The organism is Methylocystis sp. L43 (assembly GCF_015709525.1).
Lineage (GTDB): Bacteria > Pseudomonadota > Alphaproteobacteria > Rhizobiales > Beijerinckiaceae > Methylocystis.
In genome coordinates this window covers 41,520-57,848 of sequence record NZ_JADNRA010000031.1, presented here as the reverse complement: position 1 = coordinate 57,848, position 16,329 = coordinate 41,520, and the positions used below count along the sequence as shown (strand labels likewise).

17 protein-coding genes and 1 other RNA gene are annotated in these 16,329 nt (G+C 62.8%); 10 read left to right on the top strand and 8 right to left on the bottom strand.

The features are described 5' to 3' along the window. Nucleotides 1–7 precede the first annotated feature (7 nt). From mdoH to IYX23_RS11785, 3 genes are read left to right on the top strand one after another with little or no spacing between them, the layout of a single operon-like run. Nucleotides 8–2,191 (top strand): glucans biosynthesis glucosyltransferase MdoH, encoded by a 2,184-nt coding sequence (mdoH, locus tag IYX23_RS11795; protein WP_196393058.1) that lies wholly within the window; start codon nucleotides 8–10, stop codon nucleotides 2,189–2,191. A 32-nt stretch (nucleotides 2,192–2,223) separates the two neighbouring features. Beyond that, entirely contained in the window at nucleotides 2,224–2,568 is a 345-nt protein-coding gene (locus IYX23_RS11790; RefSeq protein ID WP_196392937.1) for a DUF952 domain-containing protein, read from the top strand. Next, complete coding sequence (locus tag IYX23_RS11785) at nucleotides 2,565–3,635, top strand: quinone-dependent dihydroorotate dehydrogenase (protein ID WP_196392936.1); 1,071 nt, start codon at nucleotides 2,565–2,567, stop codon at nucleotides 3,633–3,635. The genes IYX23_RS11790 and IYX23_RS11785 overlap by 4 nt, the downstream gene beginning before the upstream one ends. A gap of 72 nt (nucleotides 3,636–3,707) precedes the next feature. On the opposite strand, the gene IYX23_RS11780 is transcribed toward IYX23_RS11785, so the two are convergent. Then, nucleotides 3,708–4,601 (bottom strand): hypothetical protein, encoded by an 894-nt coding sequence (locus IYX23_RS11780; RefSeq protein WP_196392935.1) that lies wholly within the window; start codon nucleotides 4,599–4,601, stop codon nucleotides 3,708–3,710. Between the two features lie 63 nt (nucleotides 4,602–4,664). Here IYX23_RS11780 and fae point away from each other — a divergent pair, with 63 nt between their 5' ends. Beyond that, entirely contained in the window at nucleotides 4,665–5,207 is a 543-nt protein-coding gene (fae, locus tag IYX23_RS11775; protein WP_154453408.1) for a formaldehyde-activating enzyme, read from the top strand. On the opposite strand, the gene IYX23_RS11770 is transcribed toward fae, so the two are convergent. From IYX23_RS11770 to IYX23_RS11760, 3 genes are all read right to left on the bottom strand, one after another. Further along, nucleotides 5,177–6,019, bottom strand: coding sequence for a DNA-binding domain-containing protein (locus IYX23_RS11770; protein WP_196392934.1), 843 nt, complete (start codon nucleotides 6,017–6,019; stop codon nucleotides 5,177–5,179). The two genes, fae and IYX23_RS11770, sit on opposite strands and share 31 nt — an antisense overlap. Beyond that, the gene (locus tag IYX23_RS11765) at nucleotides 6,016–6,861 is read right to left on the bottom strand and encodes a DUF692 domain-containing protein (protein WP_196392933.1); all 846 of its coding nucleotides are present in this window, start codon (nucleotides 6,859–6,861) and stop codon (nucleotides 6,016–6,018) included. Before IYX23_RS11765 ends, IYX23_RS11770 begins: the two co-directional genes overlap by 4 nt. Nucleotides 6,862–6,951: 90 nt before the next feature. Then, nucleotides 6,952–7,182, bottom strand: a complete 231-nt coding sequence (locus IYX23_RS11760; protein WP_154453405.1) for a hypothetical protein — start codon at nucleotides 7,180–7,182, stop codon at nucleotides 6,952–6,954. A 556-nt stretch (nucleotides 7,183–7,738) separates the two neighbouring features. Here IYX23_RS11760 and rpsA point away from each other — a divergent pair. The 6 genes from rpsA (at nucleotide 7,739) to IYX23_RS11730 (ending at nucleotide 13,075) form a co-directional block, all read left to right on the top strand. After that, nucleotides 7,739–9,484, top strand: a complete 1,746-nt coding sequence (gene rpsA, locus IYX23_RS11755) for a 30S ribosomal protein S1 (RefSeq protein WP_196392932.1) — start codon at nucleotides 7,739–7,741, stop codon at nucleotides 9,482–9,484. A 186-nt stretch (nucleotides 9,485–9,670) separates the two neighbouring features. Further along, nucleotides 9,671–10,606 carry a hypothetical protein gene (locus IYX23_RS11750; RefSeq protein WP_196392931.1) on the top strand — a complete coding sequence of 312 codons (936 nt, stop codon included), beginning with the start codon at nucleotides 9,671–9,673 and terminating at the stop codon, nucleotides 10,604–10,606. Between the two features lie 115 nt (nucleotides 10,607–10,721). After that, the gene (locus tag IYX23_RS11745; RefSeq protein WP_029650357.1) at nucleotides 10,722–11,060 is read left to right on the top strand and encodes a hypothetical protein; all 339 of its coding nucleotides are present in this window, start codon (nucleotides 10,722–10,724) and stop codon (nucleotides 11,058–11,060) included. A gap of 278 nt (nucleotides 11,061–11,338) precedes the next feature. After that, nucleotides 11,339–11,956: a 30S ribosomal protein S4 gene (gene rpsD / locus IYX23_RS11740; RefSeq protein WP_029650358.1), complete on the top strand. Its 618-nt coding sequence runs from the start codon at nucleotides 11,339–11,341 to the stop codon at nucleotides 11,954–11,956. A gap of 169 nt (nucleotides 11,957–12,125) precedes the next feature. After that, nucleotides 12,126–12,329 (top strand): hypothetical protein, encoded by a 204-nt coding sequence (locus tag IYX23_RS11735; protein WP_196392930.1) that lies wholly within the window; start codon nucleotides 12,126–12,128, stop codon nucleotides 12,327–12,329. A gap of 92 nt (nucleotides 12,330–12,421) precedes the next feature. Beyond that, the gene (locus tag IYX23_RS11730) at nucleotides 12,422–13,075 is read left to right on the top strand and encodes a DsbA family protein (protein WP_196392929.1); all 654 of its coding nucleotides are present in this window, start codon (nucleotides 12,422–12,424) and stop codon (nucleotides 13,073–13,075) included. 58 nt (nucleotides 13,076–13,133) lie between these two features. Here IYX23_RS11730 and recR read toward each other — a convergent pair whose 3' ends face one another. The 4 genes from recR to ffs all read right to left on the bottom strand — a co-directional run bounded on the left by recR (nucleotide 13,134) and on the right by ffs (nucleotide 16,257). Then, entirely contained in the window at nucleotides 13,134–13,739 is a 606-nt protein-coding gene (gene recR / locus IYX23_RS11725) for a recombination mediator RecR (protein ID WP_196392928.1), read from the bottom strand. A gap of 156 nt (nucleotides 13,740–13,895) precedes the next feature. Then, entirely contained in the window at nucleotides 13,896–14,219 is a 324-nt protein-coding gene (locus IYX23_RS11720; RefSeq protein ID WP_029651824.1) for a YbaB/EbfC family nucleoid-associated protein, read from the bottom strand. After that, entirely contained in the window at nucleotides 14,216–16,084 is a 1,869-nt protein-coding gene (locus IYX23_RS11715; protein WP_246716712.1) for a DNA polymerase III subunit gamma/tau, read from the bottom strand. The genes IYX23_RS11720 and IYX23_RS11715 overlap by 4 nt, the downstream gene beginning before the upstream one ends. Nucleotides 16,085–16,160: 76 nt before the next feature. Beyond that, nucleotides 16,161–16,257, bottom strand: an RNA gene (gene ffs / locus IYX23_RS11710) — signal recognition particle sRNA small type. Nucleotides 16,258–16,329 lie beyond the last annotated feature (72 nt).

Sequence of the window (16,329 nt, the reverse complement as noted above, 5' to 3'; positions counted from 1 at the left end):
GCGGGCAATGGAATGGCGGACCGCCAGCTCCGATCCCGCCGCGGCGCCGCCGACCCCGATCGAAAACCGGCTGTCGATGCCGGCGCAAAATCTTTTCAAATTCGACAAGCGCCAGCGGCGCAAAGCTGAGGCGCCTTGGCTGTGGCGCACGCCATGGCTTGCGAGGATTTTGACTTTTGGCGGCGGCTTGGCGCTGACCGCCTATGGCGCTCACGAGATGTATAAGGTCGTCGACGTCGGCGGGGTGACGACCTTGAAGTGGGCCCTGCTGGGGCTGTTCGTGCTGAACTTCTCCTGGATCGCGCTGTCCTTCACAAGTTGCATCGTCGGCTTCGCCTTGCTGATGCGCCAGCGTTGGCGCCCGCCCCTGCCGTCGGCGCTCGCCGAGACCACCGCCGTGGTCATGCCGATCTACAATGAGGCGCCGAGCCGCGTCTTCGCCGCCCTGCAGACGATCTACGAAGACGTGCAAGCGACCGGCCTTGGCGCGCATTTCGACTGGTTCTTCCTCTCAGACACCACCAATCCCGACATCTGGATCGCCGAAGAGCGCGCCTTCATCGGCATTCGCCGTCGGCTCGGCCCACAGGCGCGAATCTTTTACCGCCGCCGCGAAAAGAACACGGGGCGCAAGGCGGGCAATATTGAAGATTTCGTCTCGCGCTGGGGCGGGGCCTATAAGCACATGGTGGTGCTCGACGCCGACAGTCTGATGAGCGGGCCGACGATCGTGCAGCTCGCCGCCGCCATGGAGGCCGACCCTGACAGCGGCATCATCCAGACCCTGCCGCTGATCATCAACCGCAACACGCTCTTCGCCCGCGTCCAGCAATTCGCCGCGCGCATCTACGGCCCCGTCATCGCGATGGGCCTAACGGCCTGGATGGGCCGCGACGGCAATTATTGGGGGCATAACGCGATCATCCGCACCGAGGCCTTCGCCCGCTACTGCGGCCTGCCCGACCTGCGCGGCCGACCGCCCTGGGGCGGCCATATCCTGAGCCATGACTTCGTCGAAGCCGCGCTTATCCGCCGCGCCGGATATGCGGTCTACATGACGCCGACGCTCGGCGGCTCCTATGAGGAAAGCCCGCCTTCGCTGATCGATTTGTCGATTCGCGACCGCCGCTGGTGTCAGGGCAACCTGCAACATGCGCGCGTGTTGAGCGGCAAAGGCTTTCACTGGGCGTCGCGGCAGCATTTCCTCACCGGCATCTTCGGCTATCTGACGTCGCCGCTCTGGCTGCTGCAACTTCTCATCGGCATCGTCATCGTCTTCCAGGCGAGCTATTTCCGACCGGAATATTTTACCGGCGAATTTGCGCTCTTTCCGACCTTCCCGCGGTTCGACGCCGAACGGTCGCTCGAACTCTTCGGACTGACGATGGGCATTCTGCTCGCCCCCAAGATGTTGGGCCTGATCGTCGCCATCTATGAGCCGGAAACGCGCAAAGGCTCCGGCGGCGTGATCATGCTGCTGATCTCGACCCTTTTCGAAGTCGTGCTGTCCGCTCTGCTGGCGCCGATCATGATGCTGATCCAGACCGGCCATGTGCTGCACATCGTTTTCGGTTTTGACACCGGCTGGGATCCGCAGCGACGCGACGACGGTTCGGTGCCGTTTACCGATATCGTCCGTCGCCACATATGGCACGTAGCGCTCGGCCTCTTAAGCCTCATCGCGGGCTTCATGATTTCGCCCTCGCTCGTCGCCTGGATGTCGCCGACGATCGCCGGCCTCGTGCTCGCGATCCTGATTTCCTGGGCCACGAGTCAACGTTGGCTCGGCCTCGTTTTTCGTCGCGCCGGCGTGCTGACGACTCCCGAAGAAACCACGACGCCGCCGATCGCCAAGCGCGGCAAGGCGCTCTCCAAAGCGCTGGCGCGCGCTGGCGAAGACGACGTCAATGGTTTGCTGGCGCTCCACGCCGATCCCGAGTTGCGCGCGCTGCATGAAAGCTGGCTGCCGACGCGACGCTCGAGACAGCGCGGGCAGATCAGCGCGGACCGCGCCTTGGCCGAAACCAAGATCGCCGACGCCGAGACGATCGAAGACGCCGTCAATTGGCTGAACCGCGGCGAACGGCTCGTGGCGCTCTCCGACCGTGCGCTCATCGGCATGATCGCGCGTCTGCCGCGCCGCGCCGCGCTGGCGGCCGCTGCGCAGAGAACCCCGCGCGCCGCGGAGTGACTCGGCGGGCGTAAGACAAGGCTGATGGGTTCGTGACTCATATCTACAAAATCATTTCGCAGTCCGAGTGGCGTGCGGCGGAAGCGGCCGGCGTCTTTAGCGGCGCGGCGGTCGATCTCGCCGACGGCTTCATTCACTTTTCGGCCGCGGATCAGGTCGAGGAAACAGCGGCGAAATATTTCGCCGGCCAAACCGATCTGCTGCTCGTCGCCGTGGATTCCGCCGCGCTCGGCGAGGCGCTCAGATGGGAGGTTTCGCGCGGTAGCGCGCCTTTCCCGCATCTTTATGCGCCGCTTCCTCTCGAGTCGGTTGCGCGCGTCGATCCGCTGCCCATAGGCGCGGACGGCCGGCACGATTTTTCGGCCGTCCTGAAATGACGGACGCCTTCGCGATCGCATCGCCGCTTTTGCGTCTGCTCGACGCTGAAACGGCGCATCGCGCGACGATCGCGGCGCTGAAACTGCTGCCCCGTCGCGCGCCGCCGGCGAATGATCCGCGTCTCGCGGTCCACGCCTTCGGGCTCGACTTTCCCAACCCGATCGGCCTCGCGGCGGGCTTCGACAAAAATGCCGAAGTCCCAGACGCGATGCTCGGTTTGGGGTTTGGCTTCGTGGAAGTCGGCACGCTCACGCCGCGCGCCCAGCCCGGCAATCCGCGTCCGCGCGCCTTTCGACTGATCGAGGATCGCGCCGTCGTCAATCGCTACGGCTTCAACAATGAGGGCCATGCGCCGGCGCTGGCGCGCCTCTCGAAGCGCGCGCAGGGAGGAATCGTCGGCGTCAATATCGGCGCCAACAAGGACGCTGGCGATCGCGTGGCAGACTATGTCGCGGGCGTTCACGCCTTCGCCGACGTCGCGAGCTACTTCACGATCAATGTGAGTTCGCCGAATACGCCGGGCCTGCGCGATCTGCAGGAGCCGGAAGCGCTTTCAGATTTGTTGGCGCGTGTCGTCGAGGCGCGCGACGCGGCGCCGGTTCGGCGGCCCCTGCTCCTCAAAATCGCGCCGGACCTCACGCTCGCGCAGCTCGACGCCATCGTGCGCGTCGCGCGCGATCGGCGCATCGACGGCATGATCGTGTCGAACACGACGATTTCGCGGCCCCTAACGCTGCGCTCGCCATTGGCGAAGGAGAGCGGCGGCCTGTCGGGGGCGCCGCTGTTCGATCTCTCGACGCGCATGCTCGCGCAAACATTTTTGCGCGTTGAAGGACAGTTCCCGCTGATCGGGGTCGGCGGCGTCGACAGCGCGGAAGCGGCGCTCGCCAAAATCGACGCCGGCGCGACGCTGGTGCAGCTTTATTCGGCGCTCATCTATGAGGGGTCAGGGCTGGTCACGCGCATCAACCGCGGATTGGTGGAACAACTTGCGAACGAAAAAACGATGCTTTCGACGGTGCTTGGCAGAAATGCAGTGGCGTTCGCGAGTGCGTCAATGCCGTGACACAAACCAGCGAAACCGTCGCGCACGCGCTCTGAGTGGGGACTGCTCAGCTATGCTGGAACAATGTGTCCGTTAATCGCGCGATCCACTCCAGAGCGGCAGTTTCATCGCGAAATGAGGTTCAACGCGACAAACTATTTCGGGTCGGAAAACGTCGTTCTCGAACAACCCGCGATTGACAACCTCATTACGAAATTCCTCATAAGTATAAGACCAGTTGTAGTAGCGACGAACGTCATCATCAAGCGCGAGCAGGCCGTGGTGCTCCCATTCAAACGTCACGCCGGTATTGCCTCCGCCGCTGGATCTGTTTAGCAACCTAAAAATGGAGAGATCAAAGACGCTGCGCGCCGAATCGTAACGAGGACCGTGGTCTGCGTCGTTTGCATACTGGATGCAATAGGGTCGCTCTCCAGCCAGTTGCTCGGCGCGAAAAACAACGACGACCGAATTGAGAAAGCCGAGCGGCAAAAAAATAGCGAGAATAGTTCCGATCCAAAAGATAGTGGCTTTCGAAAAAGCGTAGCGCTCCGATGATTCTCGCTTCTCGGTGACAGGGCCAAGCAGCGCAAAAAGGAGCAGGCTGTCAAAGAACAGAGCCGCGACCGCGACGTTCCGCCACCAACCGAGCGCCAGAAGCGCCAGCATCGCGGCGGCGTGAACCAATGTCAGTTTTAGAGCAAAGCTCGCCGAGCGGAAACTGCGTTCGCGCCTCAAGAGCCAAAGGCAGCAATAAACCGCCGGTATGAAGATCGTCGGCAAACTCCAGAGAGGTTCGCGAACGGGCGCCAGCTGGCTTGTCAGAAGAAAGTAAAATCCGAACATTGGCGCGGCCGCAGCCAGCAAGGCGATGGCCACTGAGCAAACGAACGATTGGAACTCTCGCAAAAGTACCGCCATATTTGTATCCTTCACAAATCGACTTTGCTCTCCACGCCGTTTTTCCAACTGAAAGGGCGGCCACACTTGGCCTTCCCTACTGCCTGCCTCAATGCTATTTCCCTGCCACTTCATTGCAGGGGATGGAAAATGACCGAGCATATCTGGCTGGCGACAGGCGAAGCGACAGTTCTGGCCGCGGACGGACAATACACCGACGCCATGCCGGAAGTGATGATCGGCAACGTCAAGGGTCCGGTTGGGCACGCCTTCGCCAGCATGGCCGGCCAGGTCGCCGGCCATCCGCGCATGTTCGTCATCCGCGACCTCAACCAGCAGGTGCGGCCGTCGACCATGATGACCACGAAGATGACGGTTAAATCGGAAGATTACGTCGAGCTTCTCGGCGGAGTGGTGCAGGCGGCGACCGGCGACGCCATCGTCGACTGCATCGCCGAAGGGATACTCCCCAAGGATCAGCTCAACGAGCTCTGCATGATCATCATGGTCTGGCTCGATCCGCGTTGCGCCACCCATGCGGAGCTCGACAAGAAAGATCTCTATCGCACCAATTACGAAGCGACGAAGCTCGCAATCTCTCGCGCCATGAAGGGCGAGCCGACGGCCGACGAGCTTATCGCCAACCGCAAGAGCGTCCAGCATTACGCGCTTGAAGGCGTGTTCGAAGACTGATCATCGTCCTCGCGGACGCGCACGCCGATAATCATGCCGTCCTCGAACCAGCTCGACAAACATTGCGCCAGCCGCTCTGGCGCAATCTCGCCAGCCTGCTGAAAGGCGGTCATCTGACAAATGTCGCCGAAGGCGTGGCCGGCGCGCGCTTCGGAAAGCGCGACATATTCGTCGGGCTCGAGCTGGCGATAGGCGGATTCATGATCGACGCGCCATACGGCGGCATATTCGATGTGATCGCCCGCCGCGGGCTTATCGACTTTCGCCGGCGCCTCCTCGCTGATCGCCGCGCCGTAAGCCTCGATCGTGCCGGCGGCGAGTTCGAGCAGCGTGAGGCTCGGGTCGAAGTCGAAGGCCAGCCGCGCCCAATCGTCGGGCGCAAAGCCCGCCAGCGCCTGCACCGTCAACGGCGTTTCGTCAGCCGTGTCGAAGGCGTCGACCATGGCGCGCTCAAACAGCGCCATGGACGCGGCCGCAACATCGTCGCGCCAGCGCGCATTTTCGCGCATGAAGTCCGGCAGTCCGGTCGTAAACCAGCGCGCGTTCGGATCGCGCGACGGACAATGGTCGATGTAGTCGTCGACCAGCGCGTCAAACGCCTCGTCTCCGAGAATCGCGCGCAGCCCCGGGTGATCCTGCGAAACAAAGTCGGCCAGCCGTATGCGGTAGCCGGTCTGATAGACGTCGAGCAACGTCTCTGGCGCGGCGCCGCGCGGCGACGGCCGCAATTTTTTCAGGAGAGGCTTGTCCGCCTCTCCAGAGCCGGCCAGCACACGCTGCTGAAACAGAGACTGAAAATCTGCGAGCTTCATGCCGCGCTGAGCGCTCGCTCTTTTGAGATGCGGGCGTCGATGTCGCGCATATTCTGGAGTTCGTCGAGAAGCTCCGCAAGTGGCGGATAATTGTCGTCGCGCTCAATCATGGCGGAGACGTCGCCGCAGCGCCGACGCGCGTGCTCGTAGAGCGCCCAGACCTCGTCACAGACCGGCTGGTCGTGTGTGTCCACGCGATGCGTCTCATTATTGGTATGACCCGCCATGTGAAATTGCACGACGCGCTCGGCCGGAACGCCATCGATGAAGGCGACGGGATCGAAGCCGTGGTTGAAGCTCGAAACAAAAACATTGTTGACGTCGAGCAGCAACAGGCAGTCGGCGCGCTCGGCCATTTCGCGAACGAACTCGTGTTCGCTCATCTCCGAATCGACGAAGGACACGTAGGTTGAGGCGTTTTCAACGACAAGCCGGCGCTTGAGAAAGTCCTGCACCCGCTGAATGCGCTCGACGACATGCGCAAGCGATTCGCGCGTGTAGGGAATGGGCAGCAGATCGTGGAGCGTCACGCCATGAACGCCTGTCCAAGCGATGTGATCTGAAACCCATGCCGGCTGGACGCGTTCGGCGAGCGTCTTCAGCTGCCGCAAATAGTCGAAGTTGAGCGGGTCGGTTGACGCAAGCGACATCGAGACGCCATGCATGACGACGGGGTAATCGGCGCGTATCCGCTCCAACATCGCCAGAGGCCGGCCGCCGGCGAGCATGTAGTTTTCAGAAATGATTTCGAACCAGTCGATCGGCGGGCGCGACGACAGGATCTCTTCATAGTAGATCGGCCGCAGACCCAAGCCGTAGCCAAGCGGCGCGGGTTTTTCCATGACGTGTTCCCCTCTCAGGCATCGCCGCTCATGCCGGAGCCGCATCAGCGTGGCGGGGACGGCCGTAGGAGCCGCCCCCGCGCAAGGCGATTACTTGCTGTGGCAGCGGCTCTTCATGTTGCAGCGGCCCTTGTGGTGGTGACACTGCGCCTTGTGGTGGCACTTGGCCATGCCGCGGCATGTTCCCTTGGCGCCGCAATGCGTCTTCGCATGGGTCGACTTCGCGGAATGCGCGTGGGCGGGCGCAATCGACGCGCCGCTCAAAGCAAGGGCGACGGCGGCGGCGGCGAGAGCCGAACCTGAAATAATATTCGTCTTCATCTCTTTCTCCTCTTTATATCCCTATCGCAACGACGGGAAGTCGACGCTCTCGCCGTCTAGACGGCGAACGCGAAGTTCTACTGGGCTTCGGCCAAGCGGCCCGGCGCGCCAATGTTGCTCCGGGCGGCGGCGCCCCGCCGCTGACGTTTGGCGGCGCGCCGAAGCGTGGCAGTAGGGCGCAGACTATGCGTGCAGCTGCGATTCCGCTAGCGAGAAATTCGCCAATAGGCGTGCCTTTTCGCGATATGATTATTATATTAAAACAGTCTATTGTTAACTTATTGCACCGCAATATCATGGCTTTGCGAAGGCTGCGTCGACTCTTTTCTTTTCGGCGCGCTTGCGACGGCGGCGCGCCGCTGGTAGATAGGCCCCGCCTCGGTAACCAAGCTGGGGCATTCGCTTTGGTTTTCGACATCGGGCCGCGCCGGCAGTTCGCTTAGCGAACTTTTCGTCCAGCCTCGCGTTTTAGCCGCGGGGGACGTCCGATGCCGAAAGCCGATCTGCAACGCTAACCCTTGCCGGCGCCGCCCTCTCTGGGCTCTCAGGAGAACATATGTCCGCCACGACCGATCGCGCGCCTACGCGCGAAGATTTCGCCGCTCTGCTTGATGAGAGCTATGGCCAGAACGAGGCCTTTGAAGGTTCCGTCATCAAGGGCCGCGTCGTCGCCATCGAAAAGGATGTCGCCGTCATCGACATTGGCCTCAAGACCGAGGGCCGCGTCGCTATCAAGGAATTCACCGGCTATGGCCGGGACCCCGCCCCCCAAGTGGGCGAAGAGGTCGAAGTCTACCTGGAGCGCGTCGAGAACGCGCTCGGCGAAGCCGTCATTTCGCGCGACAAGGCGCGCCGCGAAGAGAGCTGGGTCAAGCTCGAAAAGGCCTTCGAGACCAATGAAAAGGTCGAGGGCGTCATCTTCAATCAGGTTAAGGGCGGCTTCACCGTCGACCTCGACGGCGCCGTGGCCTTTCTGCCGCGCAGCCAGGTCGACATCCGACCGATCCGCGACGTCGGCCCGCTGATGAACGTGCCGCAGCCGTTCCACATCCTGAAGATGGACCGCCGGCGCGGCAATATCGTCGTATCGCGCCGCACCGTGCTTGAAGAGAGCCGCGCCGAGCAGCGCCACGAGATAGTCGCCAACCTCGAAGAGGGTCAGGTGATCGACGGCGTCGTGAAGAATATCACCGACTACGGCGCCTTCGTGGATCTCGGCGGCATCGACGGTCTGCTGCATGTCACCGACATCGCCTGGCGGCGCGTCAATCACCCGTCCGAGGTGCTGACCATCGGTCAGACCGTCAAGGTGAAGATCATCAAGATCAATCACGAGACGCACCGCATCTCGCTCGGCATGAAGCAGCTCCTCGAGGATCCCTGGCAGGGCATCGAGGCGAAATATCCGATCAGCGCCAGATTCCACGGCCGCGTGACCAACATCACCGACTACGGCGCTTTCGTCGAACTGGAGCCTGGCATCGAAGGCCTCGTCCACGTTTCGGAAATGAGCTGGACGAAAAAGAACGTCCATCCCGGCAAGATCGTCTCGACGAGCCAGGAAGTCGACGTTCAGGTGCTCGAAGTCGATCCGGTCAAACGCCGAATCTCGCTGGGCCTCAAGCAGTGCCTGCAGAATCCGTGGGAAGCCTTCGCCGAGAAGCATCCGGTCGGCTCGACCGTCTCTGGCGAAGTGAAGAACAAGACCGAGTTCGGGCTCTTCATCGGCCTCGACGGCGACGTGGACGGCATGGTCCATCTGTCGGATCTCGACTGGAACCGTCCCGGCGAGCAGGTCATCGAGGAGTATAAGAAGGGCGACACGATCAACGCCCAGGTCCTCGACGTCGACGTTGAGAAGGAGCGCATCTCGCTCGGCGTCAAGCAGCTTGCGGGCGATCCGTTCGCTTCCGTCAGCGCCGAAGAAGGCGGCGAGCTCAGAAAGGGCCTCGTCGTCACCTGCGAAGTGATCGAGGTGAAGGAGTCCGGCATCGACGTGAAGATCGCCGGCACCGATCTCTCCACCTTCATCAAGCGCAGCGAACTCGCTCGCGACCGCGCCGACCAGCGCCCTGAACGGTTCGCCGTCGGCGAGAAGGTCGACGCCCGCGTGACGCTGTTCGACCGCAAGGCCCGCAAGGTCTCCGTCTCGATCAAGGCGCTCGAAGTCGCTGAAGAGAAGGAGGCCATCGCGCAATATGGCTCGGCCGACTCCGGCGCTTCGCTCGGCGACATTCTCGGCGCGGCGCTCAAAGCCCGCGAAGAGACGCCCAAGAAAGCCAAGAAGGACGACGAAGAGTAAGAACTCCTCGACCGGCGGTTTCAGCCCGCGCCCTCAAGGCGCGGGCTTTTCTTTGCGCCCCGCGTAAACCTTTCATTCACCATGCCTCAATTCGCGCGGGGCCGTTAACGCTAACTTCTGAAACTCCTGGGCAAACTCGGCGCGTTTTCAGCCCGCGTCCACCGCGGGCCGCCGGAGTCGCGTCCCATGAGCGTTGCTGAAGTCGACCCCAACTACAGGCGTTATGCGCAGCCGCTGCGCGCCCGCCCGGCGGGCGTTCGCGCAGCGATCGGAATGGGCGTCGGCGCGACGCTCATTCTCCTCGCCGCACTCGTCTTTCTTCCGCGCGGCCCCAGGATCGCGGAACCGAAAGTCGCGGCGAACGTCGAGCAACCGCGCGTCCCTGTCGCGCCCTCGCGCAAGATTTCCACCAAGGTTTCCGTCGAAGCCATCGAGGCCTCGGCGCTGATGGCGAAGCCCTTCAGCGCATTCGACATCGCCGCGCCGGAATTCGACCGGGAGAAAAAAACCATCGCCGTGCGCGACAGCGAGAACGGCTCCGGCCGTATCGACACGATCGCCGTCGGTCAGTTCGCAATGGGCGCGCCCTTCATGCGCGTCGATATTCATCAGGATATAATCGACAAGGAAAAGACGTCCGATTTCTTCCTCGACATGACCCGACACGCCGCCCAGGCCGGCCTTAACGTCGCGAAAATCGGCCAGCCGAACGCGCTCATCACCAAATTCGGCGCGTTTGAGACCGCTGAAATACGGCTGTCGCAAACCGCGTCCGAGGGCGTCGCAGCGAGCGAGCGCAGCTGCCTCGCGGCGCGTTTCATCGATGGGAAGCTCGCTCTCGAAATCGCCGGACTGGCCTGCGGCGAATCGGCGAAACCGATCGACCGCGTCGCGCTCGGCTGCCTGCTCGACCGCATCAACTATACGGCGAGTCCGGATCATCCGGCGCTGAACGACTTCTTCGCGCAAGCGGCGTCGACGCGCGCCATTGGCTGCGGCAACATCTCGCGCGACGACCTGACCGCGACCATCCCAGCGCAAAAGAACGCCGCGCGGCCAGCGCAGGGCCCGCGCCGCGCGCATGCGCGGCCATCGCGCCAAGGCGCACAGATCACGCGCTAGGCGTTCCGCATTCACCCTGACGACGGATTGCTGGCGGGAAAAGCCCGCTTCAATTCGCTTTTGCGAAACGATCCGCTATTATGAGATACGGCGTTCAGTCCGAAAGGGGATCGTGATGCGCAGGAATAAAGTGCTGTCGGCGGGGCTCGCCTGTCTGGTGTTGTTCGCGGCGGGCGATGCGCTCGCCAAGTCTCGTTATCGGGTCGCCTCGGGCGATGCGTGTTGCGGCCGCGGTCCGATCGACATCCAGCGCCGCAGCTGGCTTGATCCCGGCACCCAGGTGCCGGTGGGCAGCACCAACCGCTACATGGTCCAGCAGACCTACCTCAATCACGATCCCATCGAGCGCAACCAGCGCAGCTGGTATATGCAGGAGACGCTTCCGCAGCGGCCGCCCTACAACGCGAGCATGATCGTGCCTTACGACGAGGGTTTTCCGTTCTGGTGGCCGTAAGTCGGCTTTTCTCAAGAATCTTGACTTAGGGAGCGCTTTCCTTTAGCTCCCCACGAGCCTGACGCGACCCGTTCGCGCCAGGCCAGCACCCGTGGCGTTTGCTGCAAACGCCTGTCGGCCGGTTAACGGCAGAGGAGGGCGCGTTCTTGAAGCCCCGGCGCTGGCCGGGGGCGGCGAGAGACGCGAATATAGACGACGTCCGAGCGCAACGCTCCGGACGCATTTCGTCTTTCGCCTCTCGCACGCCACAACGCGACCATGAGAGGACGACAGTCAAAGTGACGAAGCGCGCAGAATCAAAATATAAGCTCGACCGCCGCCTGGGCCAGAACATCTGGGGCCGCCCGAAGAGCCCGGTTAACCGCCGCGAATATGGCCCGGGACAGCACGGACAGCGGCGCAAGGGCAAGCTTTCTGACTATGGCACGCAGCTCAAAGCCAAGCAGAAGCTCAAGGGCTATTACGGCAATATCTCCGAAAAGCAGTTTCGCAAATATTATGCGGAAGCGATCCGCTTGAAGGGCGACTCGGGCGACAATCTGATCGGCCTTTTGGAGCGGCGCCTTGACGCGATCGTCTATCGCGCGAAATTTGTCCCGACGGTTTTCGCCGCGCGCCAGTTCGTCAATCACGGCCACATCCGCGTCAACGGCAAGCGCGTCAACATTCCGTCTTATCAGGTGAAGGTCGGCGACGTGATCGAGGTGAAGGAAGCCTCGAAACAGGCCGTGACCGTGCTTGAGGCGGTTCAGCTCGCCGAACGCGACGCGCCGGAATATTACGACGTCGATCACTCCAAGATGACCGCGAAGCTCGTTCGGGTGCCGCATGCGACGGAGGTGCCCTACCCCGTGCAAATGGAGCCGAACCTCGTCATCGAATTCTATTCGCGCTAATTTGGCGCGCAGCAATGGCGATCAAACAGCCGCTTCGAGCGGCTGTTTTTTTATGCCCGAATTCTTGACTGTGGGTCCGCAATCGGAAAGTCTAACGCGCAAAAGCGCTGTCATCGCTTGCGAGCAAGCTGAAGACGGCCGAACCAAGGGAAACGCGAAGGAGAGGCGTGTGTCCGGGCTATCGAAGAAGCCGCCGGCGGAGCAGGAACGCGGTCAGCGTCCCCTCTGGATTGCGATCGGCGGCTTGCTGGTCAGCGTAATCAGCTACACCATGCGGGACCTGATGCTCGGCGATGTCGTTTTCTGGTTCGGCGTCGTGCTCGCTTTTATCGGCGTGCTTTACTGGTTCATTCGGCCGAAACACGGGCTGTAGCGCCCGGTTAGCGCCCCTCCTCGCCAGATTTGATTTGCCACAATTGTCGAAGACGATATGGTCTTTGGCGTCGCAACAGTTACGGACCGAACATGCCCTTCGCTTTTATTATGCCCCGTCGTGGTTTTCTTGTCGGCGCCGCCTGCGCGCTCCTCGCCGCAATGCCCGCCCTTGCCGAAAAGTCTGCTTCGGGCAAGGTCGCAATTGACGAGCTGATGGCGCCCAACGCCCTGCCGGACGTGGTGGAAGGCGCGGCGGACGCTCCCGTGACGATCGTCGAATATGCTTCGATGACGTGCAGCCACTGCGCGGCGTTCCATCACGACGTGTATCCGGAGCTCAAGAAGAAATATATCGACACGGGCAAGGCGAAATTCATTCTGCGTGAGTTCCCGCTCGATCCGCTCGCGACGGCCGCTTTCATGCTGGCGCGCGAACTCGGCGACAAGCGTGACGCGACGGTCGATCTTCTGTTCTCGCAGCAGAAGAATTGGGCCTTCTCCGACAAGCCGCTCGACGGCTTGGCCAATGTCTTGAAACAGGCTGGGATCGGCCAGGAGAAGTTCGAGGCCGTCCTAAAGGATCAGACGCTTTACGAGAACGTCAATAAGGTGCGTAATCGCGCCGCCGAGAAATTCGGCGTCAACTCGACGCCGACCTTCTTCGTCAATGGCGACAAATACACCGGCGAGATCGGCGTCGAGGACTGGGAAACGATCATCACATCGAAAACCGCAGCGAAGTAATCGCTTTCTGCGCTGGACGGCGGTTTCAAGCCTGCCCTGACGGCTCTCAAAACGCCCTCTAGAACGCTGTCCGCCGCTCCAGCGCGGCCGCAAGCGTTCCCTCGTCAAGATAGTCGAGTTCGCCGCCGACCGGCACGCCATGGGCGAGCCGCGTCACCTTCACGCCTGACGGCGCCAGCACATCGGCGATGTAATGCGCGGTCGTCTGGCCGTCGACGGTGGCGTTGACCGCGAGCACGACTTCGCGAGTCTCTCCGGCGCGCACGCGCGTGACGAGGCTCGCGACGGTGAGATCGTCGGGACCGACGCCATCGAGCGGCGACAGCACGCCGCCGAGCACGTGATAACGCGCATTGAGCAGCCCTGCCCGCTCCAGCGCCCAGAGATCGGCGACCGTCTCGACGACAACCAGAATCGATTCGTCGCGGCGCGCGTCACGACAAATCGTGCAGGGATCGCTCGTATCGATATTGCCGCAGACCGAGCAAAGGACGATGCGCTCTTGAGCGACGCGCATCGCTTCGGCGAGCGGCGCCAGCAGTTCTTCGCGTTTGCGGATGAGATGCAACACCGCGCGCCGCGCCGATCGCGGGCCGAGCCCCGGCAATTTGGCCAGGAGCTGCACGAGTTTTTCGATCTCGGGACCGGCCACCTTTTCCGCCATAGCCGGATCAACGCCTCATGTGGTTTCGCGTCATGCCCGCGCTTGTCGCGGGCATCCACGTCAGAATGCTACGTATAATTGGAAGCTTTGGGCGGCGTCATCACCTGGATGGCCGGCTCAAGGCCGGCCATGACGCGAGAATTGCAGCAATACGCATCAAAACGGCAATTTGAACCCCGGCGGCAACGGCAGCCCGCCGGTGAGCGCCTTCATTTTTTCGGCCATGGCCTCCTCGGCTTTGGCGCGCGCCTGCATGTGGGCCGTGAGGATCAGGTCTTGAAGAATTTCCTTCTCGTCAGGCGTCAACAGACTCGGGTCGATGGAGATGCTTTTCATCCCGCCTTTGGCGGTGAGCGCGACCCTCACCATGCCGCCGCCGGCCTCGCCTTCCACGACGATCTGTTCGAGCTCCAGCTGCGCTTCGGCCATTTTGGCCTGCATCTGCTGCGCCTGCTTCATCAGGCCCATGAAGTCCATCATTGCGCTTCTCCGTCGTCTTCCTCGATTGGCGACGCCTCATCATAGAGCGTTTCAGCGGGCGCCGCGCCCTCGTCCCTGCCCCGCACGGCGACGATCTGCGCGCCGGGAAAACGCGCAAGAACGCTCGCAACCAGCGGATCCGACTCGAGCGAGGAGCGGCGCTTGCGCTGCTCCGCGTCGCGCAGTTCCTTGAGCGTCGGCGCGCCGCCGGAGGCCACGACCGACACCATCCAGCGCTCGCCGGTCCAGGCCTGAAGCCTCTGCATCAGAGTCGAAGCCAGTTCACGCGCGCCGCCCGGCGCGAGTTCAAACTCGATCCGCCCCTGTTCAAATCGCAGCAGCCGCACTTCGGACTCGAGCCCGATCTTAAGGCGCATGTCCCGCTTCTGCGCGGCAAGCGCGACAAGCGCATCGAAGCTCTCGATGATGATTCTTGGCTCCGGCGCCGCAGATCTTGGCGCCGGCGCCGCAGAGGGCTGAGGCGCGGCGGAGCGCGGCGCCGGCGCGAGTCCCTGGCCGCCGCGCACTTGCGGCGCAGCGCCGAGTCCGGCAGGCCCTGCGCTTCGCGTCGAGGGCGCCGCGGAGTCGGCGCTCGGCGCGCTCTCGGCGAAACCAAGGCGCCGCAGCGCCTCCGCCGGCGAGGGCATATCGGAGGCGTAAGCGAGCCGCACCAGCACCATGTCGGCCGCCGCCAATGGTCGCTGCGCGCCGCGCAATTCATCGACGCCTTTCATCAAGATTTGCCAGGCGCGCGTGAGCGCAGGAACCGAGAGGCGCGTTGCGGCCTCTTCGCCACGGCGTCTCTCTTCGGGCGTCAGCGCCGCCGAATGGGCGGTCTCAGGCGCAAGCTTCAGGCGCGTCGCGAGATGCGTGAATTCGGCGAGTTCGAGCAGCACCTGCGCCGGATCGGCGCCGCCGTTGTATTGATCTTCGAGAATGGCGATCGCCTTGGCGACGTCGCCCGACATCGCCGCTTCGAAAAGGTCGATGATTCGCGCCTTGTCGGCGACGCCGAGCATCAGCCGCAGATCCTCGGCGGCGATCGCGCCGCCCCCCGAATGCCCCGCGCCATAGGCGATCGCCTGATCGAGCAAGGACAGCGCATCGCGGGCCGAGCCTTCCGCCGCACGCGCGATCATAGCGAGCGCATCCGGCTCGATGGCGACGCCTTCGGCCTTGCAGACGCCAAGCAGGTGATTGGCGAGCAGACCGGCGTCGATGCGGCGCAGATCAAAGCGCTGGCAACGCGAACGCACCGTCACCGGCACCTTGTCGATTTCGGTCGTCGCGAAGATGAACTTCACATGCTCGGGCGGCTCTTCGAGCGTCTTCAGGAGACCGTTGAACGCGGCCTTCGAGAGCATATGCACTTCGTCGATGATGTAGACTTTGGTGCGCGCCATGACCGGGCGGTAGCGGGCGTTGTCGATGATCTCGCGGATGTCGTCGATGCCCGTGTGCGAGGCGGCGTCCATTTCGAGCACGTCGACATGGCGCGAGTCGATGATGGCCTGACAGTGGACGCCGAGCTCCTCCATATGAATCGTCGGCTGATTGATCGCGGGCCGCGCGTCTCCCGCCGGCAGTTCATAATTGAATGCGCGCGCGAGAATGCGCGCGGTCGTCGTCTTGCCGACGCCGCGCACGCCGGTCAGCAGATAGGCCTGATGAATTCGGTTGAGATCGAATGCGTTTTCGAGCGTGCGCACCATCGGCTCTTGGCCGATCAGGTCTGCGAAGGTGGTCGGTCGATATTTGCGCGCCAGCACGCGATAGGCCGACGGCGGCGCCTGATCGGCGCCAAACAGCGAAGGCCCGTCATCGGGCGCCAGCGATGGCCTCGGCGGATCGTGCTCGTGGTCCATCTGCATCCATCCGGCGGCAGACGAGCGACGAACAGCGCAGTATATTGCGCCACGCCATTCGCTGCTCGCCGAAGAAGGTGGGAGGCTGAACGAAGACCCGCCCAAGCTCGTTAGGGCTGCTTCCTTCCGGACCTGACCCGGTTGGCGAGTGAAGCGTCCACCGCCAACCTCCCGACCCCTTATTTGGCAGACGAGCGCGCGGGATGCAAGGCTCCGGACCGCGGCCTTGCTGTGGGGCGTTCACC